The sequence below is a fragment of the Caldicellulosiruptoraceae bacterium PP1 genome, from assembly GCA_041320695.1.
GTDB lineage: Bacteria > Bacillota > Thermoanaerobacteria > Caldicellulosiruptorales > Caldicellulosiruptoraceae > JBGGOQ01.
The window spans coordinates 390,497-408,420 of record JBGGOQ010000002.1; the positions used below are offsets into that span (position 1 = coordinate 390,497).

A 17,924-nucleotide genomic window follows, 5' to 3' on the forward strand; every position below is an offset into this window, starting at 1 on the left:
AATGATTACAAAATAGGAGTGGTAATAATGGATAATAAAGAATTGGTATTAAAGGCATTAAAAGATTCAGAAAATCCTTTAAAAGCTCAAGAAATTGCAGATATAACTGGTTTAAAAAAGGCTGAGGTAGACAAAATTCTAAAAATCTTAAAAGAAGAAAATCTTATTGAATCACCTAAAAGATGTTATTACACTGCAAGCAACAAAGGGGAATAAATTATTATGTCCCCAAACTATAAAAATCTTACAGAAACACTTAAAAAATATGATATAAAGCCTTCTACAATAAGAGTCAAAGTTTTAGATTATCTTTTAAACAACAGAGTTCATCCTACAATAGAACAGATATATAATTCACTCATAAATGAAATGCCAACACTTTCGAAAACAAGTATATATAATACAATTGAATTGTTTTTAGAAAAAGGCTTAGTAAGAGAAGTATTATCAGACCAAAAAGAATCACGAATTGATATTGATACTACACTTCATGGACATTTTAAGTGTGAAAAATGTGGAAATATTTATGATTTTCTATTAGAAGAACCAAAAATATTGAATGAAAGTTTAGAAGGCTTTGTTATTAAAGAAAAAAATATTTTTTACAAAGGAATTTGTAAAGATTGTATTAAATAATATTATCAAAATAATGAGGAGGTTATAAAAAATGAAAGAATTAAAAGGAACAAGAACAGAGGCTAATTTACTTGCAGCATTTGCTGGTGAATCACAAGCAAGAAATAAATACACATACTTTGCAAGTCAAGCAAGAAAAGAAGGTTATGAGCAAATAGCAGCTATCTTTGAAGAAACAGCAGAGAATGAAAAAGAACATGCTAAGCTATTCTTTAAATTTTTAAATGGTATTGGTTCAACACTTGATAATCTTAAAGAAGCTGCAAAAGGTGAAAATTATGAATGGACAGAGATGTACAAAGAGTTTGCCAAAGTAGCACGTGAAGAAGGATTTGAAGAGATAGCATTGGCCTTTGAATTTGTAGGGAAAGTAGAAGAAAAGCATGAGGAAAGATACAAAAAGCTAGTTTCTAACATTGAAAACGATAAGGTATTCAAAAAAGAGGAAAAGGTTGCTTGGAAATGTAGAAACTGTGGATATATTCATTATGGTAATGAAGCACCAAAGGTTTGTCCAACTTGTAAGCATCCTCAATCATTCTTTGAGGTAAGAGCTGAAAATTATTAATTTTAAAAACAATTTAAAGAGTATTAAAATAAGTTTTATCAGGTAAAAAGGCTGGAATTAAGTTATTATCCAGCCTTTTATTTTTTATTTACTAGATTTGTTAAGTTTATTATATTTCTTAACAGCTTCTTTTATGGTATTATCAGATAATTTGGCATCAATATATTGACAATATTTTCTTAATGCTTCCTCAAAGCTTTTTGCAGGACCAAATAAATATGGATAATTTAAACTACTATCTTTTATTTTATTCTTTGAATGATCAACAAATGATATTTCAATAAATTCAAAATAATTTTTGAAACTTAAAAATAAGTCAATTGGTTCTGATGTTGAAAATCCTTTAATAGTTCCATCTTTATTATAATACTTATCTTTATTAACAAAAGGTATAATTTGGTCAGAATTTTTATCAGCAGCTTTCCATTTTGGATAAACAATATATTCAATACCATTTATCTTTGCTGAACCATAATATGATTTAGCAGAAAAAATATTTTTCTTAACTGATAATGATATATTAACTTCATATTTTTGAGGTAATTTTTTTATTTCAACTGCTTGCTTTTTTGAGTCAATAACTATTCCATTAAAATCAAACATACTGAAACTTTTGTTAACCTTATAAGGCTTTTCATATTGAATAACTGCAATAAAAGTTGCTAAAAATATAAAGGATATTATTAATACTATGTATTTGTTCATCTTAAACAATTTGCTAACACTCCTCTTAGAAAGGTATGTTTTTGTCTCAAATATTATATAACTATAGTATAAAAATATAATAGCATGATAGGAATAAATAGACAATAAATATTTTGTACTTAGCATATATAATTTATTGCAACTTATATTTTTTTATATTGATTTATTTCGAGAAAATAAATATAATTTAATTGATATTAGTTTCTCAACAAAGGCGTTGAGGGAGATTTTCCTTCAACGCCTTTTTGTATTTTTTATTAAATATTTTGGGGGTGCCTGTAAATGAAAAAAAACATATTATTAGGGTTTCAAATCATTGTATTAATTATTATTGTATTATTACATTATATGAGTAATATACCTATATCTGTACAATATTTAATTACTATTATTATTGAGTTTTTTGGAACAATAGTCATACAGTTAGTTTTTAACAATACTCTATCAAAACAGTCAGAAGAATTAAATAAAATAAAAGAAAGGCTTCTTAATTTTAATGTTGAGGTTCAAGTAGCTATAAACAAGATTACATCTGTTGCTGAACAATTAAATATCACTGCTAATGAGGGTAAAGAAACATATTCTGTCTTATTTGATGAGTCTCAAAAAATGTATTCCATAAATTCTAAAGCTAATCAAACAATATTTCTTTCGGTTGGGAATATAAAAAATCTATTAAATTCACTTGAATTTGTAAGAGAACTGATACTTAAATTAAGCAAAGATAGTGAAATTACTAATAGAATTGCAAATCAAAGTATTGATGAAGCAAAATCAATTGTTGAGGATATAAATAAAATCAAAGATTCATCTCATGAAATTCTTAAACAAATGGAAGAATTATATAATCAATCAATTAATATTACCAAGATATTGAAGTCTGTCGAGTATATTTCAAAAGAAACAAAACTATTAGCTCTAAATGCATCCATTGAAGCTGCAAAGGCGGGTAGTGAGGAATCAAAAGGCTTTAATATTGTGGCAGCAGAAATTAAAAAACTTTCTGATGAAACATCACAATCTGTAAAAGACATATATACAATATTAAGTTTATTCCAAGAACAGATTAAGGTATTAAATACTACAATAGCTAATAATACAAATTTAGTTGATAAAAATGTTGAAAGTATAAAGAAGATAATGGATGAATTAGAAAACATAAGCTCTTCAATTAATAGTTTAAATAGTCTTGTTTCAAATGTTCATTTAAAGGTTGAGGAGGAATTTGAAGCAACCTCATTAATTGAAAAGTCCTCTGGGGAAATTGTTAATTTACTTGACCAGTCAGATAAAAGTATTAATAATGTATGTAACTTAATTGACCAACATAAAAATGGTATTGAAGAAATATTTGGATTGACTGATAGATTAAATACTCTATATTCTGAATTGTCTGGATATGTTGATAATTCAATTTTAGAAAACATAAAAATTGATGGAAGTATCATAGGCGATAAAGTTGAAAAAGCCGAAAGAATATTGGAAGAATTAGTAAATGATGATGCAATTATATCATTGGAAAAGCTAAGGCATCAAGTGATATTTAATGACATATTACAAAAATATGACTTTGTTGAAGCAATATGGTCAAACGATAAAAAGGGAAAATTTATTCTTTCAATTCCACCAGCAGGTATTGCTAATGCAAAGATAAGAGACTGGTTTAAAAAATCAATAGAAGGGAATCTATATGTTTCTAACCCTTATATCTCTGCAATAACTAAAAAACCATGTATTACAATGGCTAGTCCAATAAAGAATTCGAATAATGAAATTATTGGTGTTATTGGGCTTGATATAAAAATTATTTAAATTATTGGAGAGATAAAAGTGAGTAATTTAAAATTTGTATTAGTAGGTGAGGATAAAAAGATATTAGGTTTAGTTAAAAGGCTTTTAACATCTCATAATAATATTTTTGTAGGATACACCACAAAACCTTATGAGCTTTTAAGGCTTTTACGTAGTTGTTGCCCAGAGCTTGTTATAATTGATATTGGAAATAAACTTGGGGAATTCAAAAGTATATTGAGGATAATAGATGAAGATCTATTGTCAGCATGTATATTAATTATAGAAAGAAAAAATGATGATATTATGGAGTTTATTACATCATCAAGAATAATAACATTTACATCAAAGCTTATTTATGAAGAAACATTTATACAATTAATTGATATCTCAATGCTGAATTATAAAAGGATTTTGGATTATGAAAAAAGATTAAATGAACTAAGTAGAAGGCTTGAAGAAAGAAGAATTATTGAAAAAGCAAAATGGCTACTTGTAAAAAACTATAATCTAACCGAAGAACAAGCATATGAATTTATTCAAAAAAGAAGTAGAGAAAAAAGAATTTCAATGGGAGAAATGGCAAAAAATATATTATCAAATTATGAATTAAATGGAGAAGATAACCGTTAACAATATATAAAATGAATGACGAACAAATAAAAATTGCAAAAATAAAAAATTTTTAAAAAAACTATTGCAAAAATGAAAGTATAGTGGTATAATAATTTCAAAATTAAAATTTAATATTTTTAAGAAGTAAATAAGAACTTCTTAAAAAAACGGCCACGACGCCGGTAACTTAAATGGTTTTATTACCGTTTTGGTTATCGGCGTTTTTTTATTTTACATATCAACAATCGAAAGGGGGTGTTTATGATGAAGAAATTAGAAATAATCATAAGACCAGAGAAATTAGAGGAGCTAAAAGAGATACTCAATTCTATTGGTATTGCTGGTATGACAGTATCAATGGTATCAGGATGTGGTAAGCAAAAAGGCAGAAAAGGTGTTTACAGAGGTACAGAATATAGCATTAATCTACTTCCAAAGGTAAAGGTTGAGGTTGTTGTTAGCGACAAGATTGTAGAAACAATTATTGAAAAAGTTATCTCAACAGTCAGAACTGGTGAAATTGGTGATGGTAAGATATTTATCTACGATGTTTATGACGTTGTAAAGGTAAGAACTGGTGAAAGAGGTGAAGAGGCACTTTAAAAAACAACTTAATTTTAAAGAAGGTGATTTTGATGAGTAAACGTATTGCAATAGCGACACTTTATATATTTGATTTATTAATAATTCTATCTGGATTTCTATATTGTATATATAATATTCAAACAAAAGTTAAGTTTCATTTATTTGGAACGCAAGTACCTGGATATATATTTGGGATAGTTTCAATTTATATTGGAATAAGAAATTTTAAAGCAGTACAAAAACTAAATAGGCAGATAATTTCGAACAATGCAAAATTTTCATTAAGGAATTTTTCAACAGTAAGTTTAATTAAAAAAGGATGCTCAAATCTATTAAACAAAAAAACAATAAAAAGCGAGGGAGGGATATAAAATGAAAAATATAAGTAAATTAATAATATTATTACTATTAGTTATCATACTTGTAAGTAGTTTCTGTATATTTGTATATGCTGATAATAAGTCAGTTGGTGACCCATCAGGTTCAAATACAGGAACAATTACAGATATACCATCAGCAAAGGTTGGGCAGCCAACATTAGATGAGGTTGCGACACAGGTAGCAAAGAATAAATTGGGAATAAACTATGTTTGGGTATTATTAACAGGAATGCTTATATTCTTTTTCCAAGCAGGATTTGCATTAGTTGAAACTGGTTTTACAAGAGCAAAGAATGCAATGCATACTATGGCAATGAATCTTATGGTTTTCTTAGTAGGTGCAGTTGGATATTACTTAGTTGGCTTTGCACTTCAGTTTGGTGGAGTTGGAGGGTGGTCAACACTAGGTTCAGGTCCATCTGTTTTAAATGGTGAATTTAGTATTGGAAAGTTTGGACTGTTTGGTACAAAAGGTTTCATGCTAACTTCAGGTGGTGCTTATGATGTAGGTGTATTTGCATTATTTTTCTTCCAAATGGTATTTATGGATACTACATGTACAATTCCAACAGGTTCTATGGCAGAAAGAGTTAAGTTCTCAGCAATTGTTATAAATTCATTCTTTGTTTCTATGATTTATTATCCACTATTTGGTAATTGGATGTGGGGTGGCGGCTGGTTATCACAGCTTGGCAAAAATTTTGGATTAGGTCATGGTGCAGTTGATTTTGCCGGTTCATCTGTTGTTCATGCTATGGGTGGAATGATGGCATTAGCAGGTGCTATTGTTATTGGTCCAAGAATTGGGAAATTTAAAAAGGATGGAACACCAGTAGCTATGCCAGGACATGATATACCAATGGCAGTATTAGGAACTATTATTTTATTCTTTGGTTGGTTTGCATTTAATGCAGGTAGTACAATGAATGGAACAGATTTTAGATTAGCAGTTGTTGCTACAAATACAATGATTGCTGGAGCGGTAGGCGGGCTTGTTGCAATGTTTTATATGTGGGCAAAATACGGTAAACCAGATCCATCAATGACGTGCAATGGTGCATTAGCGGGGCTTGTTGCTATAACAGCACCATGTGCTTTTGTCAATAGTATTGCTGCTTTCTTTATTGGAGCTATTGCTGGTATTTTAGTTTGTATATCAGTTTATGTTGTTGAACATAAATTTAAAATTGATGATCCAGTTGGTGCTGTTTCAGTTCATGCAGTAAATGGTGTTTGGGGAATTATTTCACTTGGTTTATTTGCTGATGGAACATATGGAGATGGCTTAAATGGTGTAGCTGGTGGAGTAAAAGGTCTATTATATGGTGATGCTGGACAATTAGTAGCACAACTAATAAACGTTGCTGTATTAATTGTTTGGGGATTTGGTTTATCATATGTATTTTATAAAGTTCTTGATAAAGTATGGGGGCTTAGAGTATCAGCTAATGATGAATTGGCTGGATTAGATTTACCAGAAATGGGTTGTCTAGCATATCCAGATTTTGTATTATCAAAACCAGAGAATGATATTACAAAAATAACTAGTAATGTTGATAACTCATCATCAGGCTACAAAAAGCTTGTTACTCAATAGAAACAATGAGATAAAGGGAGTTAGCGACACTAACTCCCTTATATATAAAAAATATCACTATATGAAATGGAGGTATTAATAATGAGACAAATTGCTATCTATGGGAAAGGTGGAATTGGAAAATCCACAACAACTCAAAATTTAACATCTGGCCTTGGCGAAATGGGTAAAAAGGTAATGATTATTGGTTGTGACCCAAAAGCTGATTCAACCCGATTAATTCTTGGGGGTCTTGCTCAAAAAACAGTCCTTGATACATTAAGGGACGAAGGTGAAGAGGTTGAACTTGAAAACATTATGAAAATTGGTGTTTTTGGTATAAAATGTGTTGAATCAGGTGGGCCAGAACCTGGTGTTGGATGTGCAGGACGTGGGATTATTACATCAATAAGTTTACTTGAAAGCCTTGGAGCTTATACCGATGATTTAGATTATGTTTTCTATGATGTTTTGGGTGATGTTGTTTGTGGTGGTTTTGCAATGCCAATACGTGAAGGTAAAGCACAGGAGATTTATATTGTTGCAAGCGGTGAGTTAATGGCATTATATGCAGCAAATAATATCTGTAAAGGTATTCAAAAGTATGCTAATACTGGTGGAACAAGACTTGGTGGTATTATATGTAATAGCAGAAAGGTTGATAATGAAAGAGAATTACTTGAGCATTTTGCAAAAGAAATTGGAAGTCAACTAATATACTTTATTCCAAGAGACAATATAGTCCAAAAAGCAGAAATAAATAAAAAGACTGTAATTGAGTTTGCTCCAGATTCAGAACAGGCTGATGTATATAGGGCATTGGCAAATGCCGTTGATTCTAACGATATGTTTGTCATTCCAAAGCCAATGAATACCAATAGACTTGAAGAGCTTATGATGGAACATGGAATTATCAGTTAAAAAGGGGGATTATTGTTATGTTGATGATAAGAGCAATTGTTAGACCAGAAAAGGTTGATGTAATACTAAGTGAGCTTTCCGAAGCAGGTTTTCCAGCTGTTACAAAGATTGATGTTATGGGAAGAGGAAAACAGCGTGGTGTAAAGGTTGGAGATGTTTTCTATGATGAGATTCCTAAAGTAATGCTTATGATTGTTATCGAAGACAAAGATAAAGAGGATTTAGTAAATATTATTATAAAGAATGCTAAAACAGGTCAAAAAGGTGCTTTTGGTGATGGAAAGATTTTTATTAGTCCAGTTGAGGAAGTCTATACTATAAGTACTGGTGAAAAGGTACTATAAAAAGAGGTGTTTTTATATGAAAGAGGTTATGGCAATTATCCGTATGAATAAAATTAATGAAACAAAAGAGGCTTTACTAAAAGAAGGCTTTCCATCCCTTCATTGTATAAAGGTTTTAGGTAGAGGGAAGAAAAAGGTAAACTTTGTTGCAGTTGATAATATTCAATTTGGTGAAATAAAAGATGTAAAAATGGCTGAATCTATAACAGAAGAACATAGACTTATTCCTAAAAGACTTATTTCTCTTATTGTTAAAGATTCCGATGCTGAAAATGTTATAAAAACAGTATTAGCTATAAACAGTAAAGGTAATCCTGGAGATGGAAAGATATTTGTAATGCCAGTTTGTGATGCATTTAGAGTAAGAACAAATGAAAAAGGCGAAGAGGCATTATAAATTAAGTTATTTTGAAGGGTGTGATGATAGATGAGACAACGAGTTGAAAAAATTCTCGAAAAGTATCCAGCAGCTGTTTATAGAAATAGGAAACAACATATTCTAGTTAAAACTCCTGAGACTGAGGATTTGACTATACAAGCTAATACAAGAACAGTTCCTGGAATTATTACAAACAGAGGATGTTGCTATGCTGGATGTAAAGGTGTTGTTTTAGGACCATTAAGAGATGTTGTTCATATAGTACATGGTCCAATTGGTTGTTCGTATTATACATGGGGGGTCAGAAGGCATAAAGGTGTTATAAAAGAAGGTGAGCAAAATTTATTGAGTTATTGTTTTTCAACAGATATGCAAGAAGGGGACATTGTTTTTGGTGGTGTAAATAAACTAAGGCAAGCTGTAAAAGAGGCTTATGAGATTTTTAAGCCAGAGGCAATAACAATATGTGCTACATGTCCTATAGGGCTAATTGGTGATGATATAGATGCAGTTGCAAAAGAGGCACAAAAGCTTTACAACATACCTGTTCTTGCTTTTCATTGCGAAGGTTATAAGGGTGTTAGCCAATCAGCAGGACACCATATTGCAAACAATGGACTTATGAAAAATGTAATTGGAACTGCTGAAAGGGAAGCAAGCAAATATTCCATCAATATCTTAGGAGAATACAATATTGGTGGTGATGCTTGGGAAGTTGAAAGGGTTCTTTACAAAATAGGCTATGAGATTGTATCGATGATGACAGGCAACGGTACATTTAAAGACTTAAAATCAGCTCACAAAGCTAATTTAAATCTTGTTCAATGCCACCGTTCAATAAACTATATTGCTGATATGTTGAAAAAGAAATATGGTACTGATTGGCTCAAAATTAACTTTATTGGGGTTCAAAGCACAGTCAAGAGCCTTAGAGATATGGCTAAGTATTTTGGTGATGAGGAGCTTATAAAAAGAACAGAAGAGGTTATCGAAGAAGAGCTTTCATATGTTTTACCTATACTTGAAGAGTATAAAAAGAAACTCAAGGGTAAAACTGCAATGCTATTTGTTGGCGGCTCAAGAGCCCATCATTATCAAAACCTATTTAAAGATATAGGTATGGAAACAGTTTTAGCAGGATATGAATTTGCACATAGAGATGATTATGAAGGAAGAGAAGTCTTACCGTTTATAAAAGAGGATGCTGACAGTAAGAATATCGAAGAGCTGCAAGTTGAACCAGATCCAAAACACTATAGATTATTCTTATCCAAAGAGAAATTTGAAGAGTTAAAAAATGAAATACCAATAAACTATTATGCTGGTATGATAAAAGAAATGAAAGATGGAAGCATTATTGTAGATGACCTCAATCATTATGAAACAGAAGAGTTTATAAAGTTATTAAAGCCTGATATATTCTGCTCAGGTATTAAAGATAAATATATTGCTCATAAGATGGGAGTATTTTCTAAACAACTTCACTCTTATGACTATGGTGGGCCTTATGCAGGATTTAGAGGTGCAATAAACTTTGCAAAAGATGTAGCAAATGGTATATTAGCTCCTGCTTGGAAGCTTGTAACTCCACCGTGGAAAAATGAACCTATATTAGAAGGTCAGTATACCTGGCTTTTTGAGGAGGAGGATAAATAATGTGGGATTATACACCAAAAGAAATGATTGAAAGAAAATCACTTGTAATAAACCCAGCTAAAACTTGCCAACCAATTGGGGCTATGTATGCAGCTTTGGGCATTCATAAGTGTTTACCCCATAGTCACGGTTCTCAAGGCTGTTGTTCATATCACAGAATGCATCTAACACGACATTTTAGAGATCCAATAATGGCATCAACTAGTTCTTTTACAGAAGGTGCAAGTGTTTTTGGTGGAGCATCTAATTTAAAATCAGCTATAAAAAACATTTTTACAGTTTACGATCCTGATGTTATAGCAATTCATACAACCTGCCTCTCAGAAACTATAGGTGATGATATACCAACAATTATTTCGCAATGCGAAATACCCGAAGGAAAATATGTAATACATGCAAATACACCAAGTTATGTAGGCTCTCATATTACAGGTTTTTCAAATATGGTAACAAGTATGGTTAAGTATTTTTCAAAAAAATTAGGCTATGACAATGGAAATGTAAATATAATCCCTGGCTTTGTTAATCCATCTGATATGAGAGAATTAAAAAGAATAATGGACTTAATGGGAGTAAAATGCATTATGTTTCCAGATACAAGCGGTAACTTAGATTCACCTCTTACTGGTAAGTATGAAATGTTTCCAAAAGGTGGAACACAGATTCCAGATTTAATTGATACAGGAAACTCAATGGCTACAATTGCACTTGGTAAATTTGCTTCAGAGGCTGCTTCAATTGAACTTGAAAGAAAATGTAAAGTTCCAGCATATACACTTAAAATGCCTTTAGGATTAAAAGCTACAGATGAGTTTATTATGCTTTTATCAAAACTTACTGGTAATACTATTCCTTATGAATTAGAGGAAGAAAGAGGACAGTTAGTTGATATAATGGTTGACTGCAATCATCATTATCACGGCAAAACTGTAGCTATTTTTGGTGACCCTGATATAGTTATTGCACTAACAGAGTTTGTTTTATCACTTGGTATGATTCCAAAATATGTACTCACTGGAACACCTGGAGAAGCATTTGAAAGTCAAATAAAAGAAATGCTTTTTGAAGCTGAGGTAGATGGAAAGGTTAAAAGTTATGGAGATTTATTTACACTCCAACAATGGATAAAGAATGAAAAGGTTGACCTTATTATAGGTAATTCGTATGGTAAATACCTATCAAGAGCAGAAGATATACCATTAGTAAGAATTGGCTTCCCAATTTTAGATAGACCAGTGCAAACATACCTACCAATTGTAGGTTATAAAGGTGCTATGAGAGTAATAGAAATGATTACAAATGCTTTACTTGATAGAAAAGATAGAGATGATTTAGATCAAGATTTTGAACTGGTTTTATAAAAGTTTTTAAGGGCGGCTATAAATTATAAACACCCCCAACTGAAGATATAGAGTTGCTTATAATACATTTTATTTTTAAGCCGCCCCTCTTTGACCAAATAAAATATGTGTGGTGATTAATATGAATTATAGCATATTAGAAGAAAGAAAAAAATCTATTATTTTCAAAAATGATAATGCTTATTTAGATTGCGATAAAGATAGTATTGCTGGTTCAATAAGCCAAAGAGCATGTGTTTATAGCGGTGCGAGGGTTGTTTTAAATCCAATTACTGATGCTTACCATATTATTCATGGACCTATAGGCTGTGCAGCTTATACATGGGATATACGTGGAAGCTTATCAAGTGGTTCTGAAAACTATAGAAACAGCTTTTGTACTGACCTTAAGGAAGAAGAGATAATATTTGGCGGTGAAACAAAATTAAAAAATGCTATACAAGAAGTAGTAAATAGATTTAATGCAAAAGTAATATTTGTCTATTCAACATGTATTGCTGGAATTATTGGTGATGATGTTAAATCTGTTTGCAAGGATGCAGAGAAAAAGTTCGGAATTCGAGCAATACCTGTAAATTCAAGTGGATTTCTTGGAACAAAATCAAAAGGATACAAGGCAGCTTGTGAAGCCATTTTAAAGCTTATGAACAATAAAGTAGAAAAAACAAAAGAACCAAGCGTTAATGTTATTGGGGATTTTAATCTTGCAGGTGAAACGTGGATAATAAAAAGCTATCTTGAAACTGTTGGACTAAAAGTAAAATCTACACTAACTGGTGATTCAAATTGTGAGCTAATCAAATCAGCTCCTAATGCTTGGCTTAATGCTGTACAATGTGCAGGGTCAATGACTCATTTGGCTAAGAGGATGAATGAAATATATGGTATACCATTTGTTAAAATAAGCTTTGTTGGAATTGATGATACAAAGGATTCATTATTTAAAATTGCAGATTTTTTTGGTGATAGTGATATACTTTTAAAAACAAAAAAATTAATTGAAATAGAAGAGATAAAAATAAAAGATGATATTTACCATTTTAGAGATAAATTAAAAGGTAAAAAAGCAGCAATTTATGTTGGTGGTGGCTTTAAAGCCATTTCGTTAATAAAACAGTTTGATGAACTTGGTATGAAAACAGTTTTAGTTGGAACACAGACTGGGAAAAAAGAAGAATATGAGATTATTAAGAGTATTGCACCAGATGATGCTGTTATTTTGGATGATGCTAATCCAGCAGAACTTGAACTTTTTCTAACTGAAAACTCTGTTGATGTACTTGTTGGTGGTGTGAAAGAAAGACCTCTATCTTATAAGCTTGGAATTGCTTTTTGTGATCATAACCACGAAAGAAAACACCCATTATGCGGTTTTGTTGGTGCAGTTAATTTTGCTAAAGAGGTATATGAATCAATAGAAAGCCCAATATGGAGAATTGTTAAGGAAATATAGAAAAATAAGGATGTGAAAGATATGCATAATAAGGAACTATTAAATTTAGATATAAATCCATGTAAGATGTGTATGCCAATTGGTGCTTCAATAGCTTTTAAGGGAATTGAAAAAAGTATGATGATATTACATGGTTCACAAGGATGTAGCACATATATAAGAAGGCACATGGCTACCCATTATAACGAACCAATTGATATAGCATCATCTTCAATTACTGAAATAAAGGCAATTTATGGTGGCGAAGAAAATTTAAAAAAGGCAATAAGCAATGTTATTAAGGTGTATAACCCTAAAGTCATTGGTATTATGACAACCTGCTTGGCTGAAACAATTGGTGAGGATATAAAAAAGATTGCAAAGGAATATTCTATTGAAAACAAAATAGAGGATATTAAGTTGGTACCAATAAGCTCTAAAGGTTTTCTTGGTACAGAATTTGAAGGCTATTTTTTAGCATTATTAAGCTTATTGGAGACAATATTAGATAACCAAAATAAACAGCAAAAGAATAATGCTATAAATGTTATTGTTCCAAATATGAGTCCAGCAGATTTAAGAAATATCAAATCAATACTTGATAGTTTTGAAATTGATTATATCTTATTTCCTGATTATTCAGAAACGCTTGATGCTCCATTTTCAAAACGGTATAAAAAGATATCAGATGGTGGCATATCAATTGATGAAATAAAAAGGATGACTGGTGCACTAGCTACGATTGAATTAAGTCTTACAGTACCAGATAGATTTTCTCCCGGGAAATATCTTGAGGATATATTCTCTGTTCCGCTATATAGAATTCCAATTCCTATTGGGATTAAAAATACAGACAGATTTTTAAGACTTATTGAAAATATCACAAATAAGAAGATTCCAGAAAAGCTTAATATAGAAAGAGGAAGACTTATTGATGCAATGATTGATGCACATAAAATAAATGCAGAAGGAAAGACAGCTATTTATGGTGAACCTGAAATTGTTTATTCTCTTGTTTCTTTTTGTGAAGAAAATGGTATAAAGCCACTCTTAGCATTTACAGGTGCTCAAAATGAAACAATGAGAAGTTTAATCCAAAGTATTTCAGAAAACTGTATTGCTTTAGATAATATTGATTTTCACGAGGCTGAAAAGTTTATTGAACAACTTAATATAAATATATTAATTGGTAACTCAAATGGAAGGCTAATAAATGAAAAAAAAGGCATCCCAATTGTTAGAATAGGATTTCCGATACATGATAGGCTTGGTGCTCAAAGACTTGTATATACGGGTTATAATGGGACAATGAATCTATTGGATGATGTATCAAATACACTTATTGAGCAAAAACATAGCAGTTATAGAAGCAGAATATATTCTGAATTCTACAATAAACCAATTGATATAAAGATAGATGAAAATAAAGATAATAATAAAGATATCCATCCATGCTTTTCAGAAAAGGCATTAAAAAATGCAAGGATACATTTACCTGTTGTTGGTAGTTGCAATATACAGTGCAATTACTGTAATAGAAGGTATGATTGTGTTAATGAAAATCGACCAGGTGTAACAACTGAGCTCATAACACCAAAGGAAGCACTACAAAGGTACAAAAAAGCCAAAAAGGAGATTGAAAATCTGAGTGTTGTTGGTATTGCAGGACCAGGAGATGCTCTTTCTGATTTTGAAAAAACAAAAGAAACAATTCTATTGATTAAAGATTATGACCCTGATGTAACAATTTGTCTTTCAACTAATGGATTGATGCTTCCTTACTACATTGATGAACTAAAAAATATAGGTGTATCACATTTAACAGTAACTATAAATACTATAAACCCATATATTGGTAAGGATATTTATAAGTATGTAAACTATTTTGAAAGTCAATATAAAGGAATCATTGGTTCTAAGATACTGATTAATAATCAACTTGAAGGAATAAAACATTTAAAAGAGAAGGGCATAAAGTTTAAAATTAATACTGTTGTAATAAATGGTATTAACACAAATTGCATTGAAGATATTGCAAAACTTGCTAAGGAAAATGGGGCTGAGTTATTGAATCTTATGCCACTGATACCGGTTAAGGGTACACTTTTTGAAAATTTAACTCCAATTAGTAAACAAGAACTAAATGAATTAAGAAAAAAGTATTCTGACATAATAAAGCAAATGTATCATTGCAAGCAGTGTAGAGCAGATGCTGTAGGCTTACTTATAGAGGAGGAAGGCATTAATGAAAAGAAAATTAATAATAGTAGCATTAATTGTACTTGTAGCAATGGTTGTAGAAATGCTTATGGTTAAATCTTTAGCTGCAAAAGAAAACCAAAAAATTATAGTTTTTTCGGCAATGGGTCTTTATGAACCGGTTAATGAAATATGTAAGCAATTTGAAAAAGAAAGTAGAATTAAAGTGCTATGTAATTTTGGAAATAGCAAAGCATTAGCAACCCAAGCAATTAATGGATATAAATTTGATATAGTTTTATTTGCTAATTATGAAAATATGGAAGAGCTAAAAACAAAAGGATTAATATTAAGCTATGATAAGTTTCTTAAAAACCATTTGGTTATTATAAAAAATAAAAAATGTAAAACGAGTATAAAAAATATTAATGACTTAGCAAAGGATAGTATTACAATTGCAGTTGGGGATAAAAGTATTCCTGCAGGACAATATTTCTATAAATCATTGGATAAATCTTTAAAGGAGAAAACAATAAGTAATAAACAAAAAGAAAAAATAGAAAAAAATATAAAAACACGTGAATTAACAGTAAGAGACATTTTAACAAAGGTTTTAACTTCCTATGTTGATGTTGGTGTTTTATATGAAACATCAGAACTTAAAACAAAATATAAAAACCAAATTGAAGTAATTAATCTTCCAGAACTTAAAAATACTGAAGCTATTTTTACAATATCTATTTCAAAAAAATCTTTAAATAATAATAATGTAAAAAAATTATATAAATATTTAACTCAAAAAAATATTAATACATTTATAAAATATGGTTTTAAAATGTATTAAATGAAATGGGCGTGATATTCATGGAATTTATAGACTCCCAAGTTATTCAGAAAGATATAAATATAAAAAGAAAACAAAAAACAAATAGAAGAGCAATAAAAGTTGATATACTTTATTTTTTTATATTAATACTATGCATGCTTTTCCTTTTAGTTTTATTATTACCAGTATTAAGGCTTATTACAGTAAATAATATAAATAATTTTTTAAGAACATTAAATAATCAAAGTAACCTATTATCTATTAAGTTAAGCATTTTAACAACACTTATAAGTACCACAATTGTATATGTATTCTGTACACCAATAACATTTTTTTTTATTTTTCATAAAAATAAATTAATTAAAAATGTAATAGATATACTAACAACAATTCCAACAATTTTGCCTCCTGCAATTGCTGGCATAGGTCTTATGCTTACATTTAATAGAAATAGTTTTTTCGGAATAATTTTAAATTATTTTAATATCCAAATAGAATTTTCTACTATTGCTGTTATTATAGCACAGGTATTCGTATCATCAGGATTGTATATACAGGTAATCAAAAGTGCTATCCAAAAAATAGATAAAGAAGTTTTCGAGATATCATATGTTTTGGGTGCAAATAAATCAGTAATATTTATAAAGATTGTCTTACCAATAATTAAATATTCAGTAGTAAATGGTTTGATATTATCTGCAGCAAGAAGTTTAGGCGAGTTTGGAGCTACATTAATGTTTGCTGGAAATATTGAAGGTATTACAAGAACAATACCGCTTCAGATAATGACATTAATGCAAAGCGATATTTATGCAGCTTATTCATTATCTGGGTTTGTTTTAGTTTTTACTATTCTGATTTTGGCTATAATTAAACATACATCAAGGGGAGATGTATAATGGCAATATCAATAACTGGGAAAAAAATAAGAATTACAGATAAAACAATAATGAATATTTTTAGATTAAATAATAATATTGATATATATTGCTTAAATAAAATTATCTCCTATTTAGAAAAAATTGGAGTTGACAACTTTGAAGTTGATAAAAAATGGATGGTACGATACGGTACATTAATATCAAATAAATTTATAATGAGAATTAGATTTTTAACTGATATTGAATTAATTAAAAAAATGAATATTAATGAAGTTGTAATTAATATAAAAAATCCAAAGTTTAATACTATATTGTCAAAGCTTATTGAACAAAATGTTAATATTACTATTGAATATGAAGCAGAAAATATAGATGAATTAGAACAGCTAAAAAACTATATTTTTCTTAAGAATATAAAAAAGATTAATAGAATAATTATTTCAAATCTCAGTAATATATCTGTTGAAAGTGAATGGAAAAAGATAATAGAGAGTTTTAAAGAGAAAACAGGGTTTTTTGTTGATGTTTATCCTTTTGACAGTTTTTGTTCAGCAACATCAACTGCTATTGAAAGTGCTATAAGTTTTGCTGATGGCATAATATGTGCATTTAATGGAATTGAAGGGAAGAAAAATGTAGCACCATTAGAAGAAGTAATAGCTTATTTAAGTTTGATTATTAATAAGAATAATGAAGATCTTAGTATTTTACAAGATTTAAAGAATCTATATTACCAAGTTACAAAAATAGAAATAGACAAATCAAAACCTATTATTGGTGATAATATCTTTTTAGTTGAATCAGGTATTCACATCGATGGTATTTTAAAAAATCCAAATACTTATGAACCATACAATCCATTATCTGTAGGTATAAAAAGAGGTTTTGTTTTAGGTAAACATTCTGGAAGGAAAGCTATAGTTGAAAAATTAAAAGAGTATAAAATAAACTACGAGAATATTGATATTGATATGCTTCTTAAGACAATAAAAGAAAATAAAATAACCATTAATAATAAGTATGAGGCTGAAAGTGTAATTAAGTTACTTAATATGAAGTAAAAAAGGTA

At 29.7% G+C, this 17,924-nt stretch carries 19 protein-coding genes; 18 read left to right on the forward strand and 1 reads right to left on the reverse strand.

Annotation, left to right across the window (positions count from 1 at the left end; all coding sequences use genetic code 11):
- Positions 1-27 precede the first annotated feature (27 nt).
- The 3 genes from ACAG39_05410 to rbr are packed head-to-tail and all read left to right on the forward strand — an operon-like array spanning position 28 to position 1,204.
- Positions 28-216, forward strand: a complete 189-nt coding sequence (locus ACAG39_05410; GenBank protein ID MEZ0536674.1) for an ArsR family transcriptional regulator — start codon at positions 28-30, stop codon at positions 214-216.
- Positions 217-636, forward strand: coding sequence for a Fur family transcriptional regulator (locus ACAG39_05415; GenBank protein ID MEZ0536675.1), 420 nt, complete (start codon positions 217-219; stop codon positions 634-636).
- A 31-nt stretch (positions 637-667) separates the two neighbouring features.
- The gene (gene rbr / locus ACAG39_05420) at positions 668-1,204 is read left to right on the forward strand and encodes a rubrerythrin (protein MEZ0536676.1); all 537 of its coding nucleotides are present in this window, start codon (positions 668-670) and stop codon (positions 1,202-1,204) included.
- Between the two features lie 84 nt (positions 1,205-1,288).
- On the opposite strand, the gene ACAG39_05425 is transcribed toward rbr, so the two are convergent.
- Complete coding sequence (locus ACAG39_05425) at positions 1,289-1,918, reverse strand: hypothetical protein (GenBank protein ID MEZ0536677.1); 630 nt, start codon at positions 1,916-1,918, stop codon at positions 1,289-1,291.
- Between the two features lie 273 nt (positions 1,919-2,191).
- On the opposite strand from ACAG39_05425, the gene ACAG39_05430 reads away from it, so the two are divergent.
- The 15 genes from ACAG39_05430 (at position 2,192) to ACAG39_05500 (ending at position 17,916) form a co-directional block, all read left to right on the forward strand.
- Positions 2,192-3,721 (forward strand): methyl-accepting chemotaxis protein, encoded by a 1,530-nt coding sequence (locus ACAG39_05430; protein MEZ0536678.1) that lies wholly within the window; start codon positions 2,192-2,194, stop codon positions 3,719-3,721.
- An 18-nt stretch (positions 3,722-3,739) separates the two neighbouring features.
- Positions 3,740-4,333, forward strand: coding sequence for an ANTAR domain-containing response regulator (locus ACAG39_05435; protein ID MEZ0536679.1), 594 nt, complete (start codon positions 3,740-3,742; stop codon positions 4,331-4,333).
- 246 nt (positions 4,334-4,579) lie between these two features.
- On the forward strand, positions 4,580-4,918 hold the full coding sequence (locus tag ACAG39_05440; GenBank protein MEZ0536680.1) for a P-II family nitrogen regulator: 339 nt from the start codon (positions 4,580-4,582) through the stop codon (positions 4,916-4,918).
- A gap of 32 nt (positions 4,919-4,950) precedes the next feature.
- On the forward strand, positions 4,951-5,271 hold the full coding sequence (locus ACAG39_05445) for a hypothetical protein (GenBank protein MEZ0536681.1): 321 nt from the start codon (positions 4,951-4,953) through the stop codon (positions 5,269-5,271).
- Between the two features lies 1 nt (position 5,272).
- Complete coding sequence (locus tag ACAG39_05450; GenBank protein ID MEZ0536682.1) at positions 5,273-6,877, forward strand: ammonium transporter; 1,605 nt, start codon at positions 5,273-5,275, stop codon at positions 6,875-6,877.
- Positions 6,878-6,958: 81 nt separating this feature from the next.
- On the forward strand, positions 6,959-7,777 hold the full coding sequence (nifH, locus tag ACAG39_05455; protein ID MEZ0536683.1) for a nitrogenase iron protein: 819 nt from the start codon (positions 6,959-6,961) through the stop codon (positions 7,775-7,777).
- Between the two features lie 17 nt (positions 7,778-7,794).
- Positions 7,795-8,121 (forward strand): P-II family nitrogen regulator, encoded by a 327-nt coding sequence (locus tag ACAG39_05460; protein MEZ0536684.1) that lies wholly within the window; start codon positions 7,795-7,797, stop codon positions 8,119-8,121.
- Positions 8,122-8,137: 16 nt separating this feature from the next.
- Positions 8,138-8,518 carry a P-II family nitrogen regulator gene (locus ACAG39_05465; GenBank protein ID MEZ0536685.1) on the forward strand — a complete coding sequence of 127 codons (381 nt, stop codon included), beginning with the start codon at positions 8,138-8,140 and terminating at the stop codon, positions 8,516-8,518.
- A 30-nt stretch (positions 8,519-8,548) separates the two neighbouring features.
- Positions 8,549-10,156, forward strand: a complete 1,608-nt coding sequence (gene nifD, locus ACAG39_05470) for a nitrogenase molybdenum-iron protein alpha chain (GenBank protein ID MEZ0536686.1) — start codon at positions 8,549-8,551, stop codon at positions 10,154-10,156.
- Positions 10,156-11,517: a nitrogenase molybdenum-iron protein subunit beta gene (gene nifK / locus ACAG39_05475; protein ID MEZ0536687.1), complete on the forward strand. Its 1,362-nt coding sequence runs from the start codon at positions 10,156-10,158 to the stop codon at positions 11,515-11,517. The genes nifD and nifK overlap by 1 nt, the downstream gene beginning before the upstream one ends.
- Positions 11,518-11,638: 121 nt before the next feature.
- On the forward strand, positions 11,639-12,970 hold the full coding sequence (nifE, locus tag ACAG39_05480) for a nitrogenase iron-molybdenum cofactor biosynthesis protein NifE (GenBank protein MEZ0536688.1): 1,332 nt from the start codon (positions 11,639-11,641) through the stop codon (positions 12,968-12,970).
- A 21-nt stretch (positions 12,971-12,991) separates the two neighbouring features.
- Positions 12,992-15,265, forward strand: coding sequence for a nitrogenase component 1 (locus tag ACAG39_05485; GenBank protein MEZ0536689.1), 2,274 nt, complete (start codon positions 12,992-12,994; stop codon positions 15,263-15,265).
- On the forward strand, positions 15,195-15,992 hold the full coding sequence (modA, locus tag ACAG39_05490) for a molybdate ABC transporter substrate-binding protein (protein ID MEZ0536690.1): 798 nt from the start codon (positions 15,195-15,197) through the stop codon (positions 15,990-15,992). The genes ACAG39_05485 and modA overlap by 71 nt, the downstream gene beginning before the upstream one ends.
- Before the next feature lie 20 nt (positions 15,993-16,012).
- Complete coding sequence (locus tag ACAG39_05495) at positions 16,013-16,873, forward strand: molybdate ABC transporter permease subunit (protein ID MEZ0536691.1); 861 nt, start codon at positions 16,013-16,015, stop codon at positions 16,871-16,873.
- The gene (locus ACAG39_05500) at positions 16,873-17,916 is read left to right on the forward strand and encodes a hypothetical protein (GenBank protein ID MEZ0536692.1); all 1,044 of its coding nucleotides are present in this window, start codon (positions 16,873-16,875) and stop codon (positions 17,914-17,916) included. Before ACAG39_05495 ends, ACAG39_05500 begins: the two co-directional genes overlap by 1 nt.
- Positions 17,917-17,924: the final 8 nt, after the last annotated feature.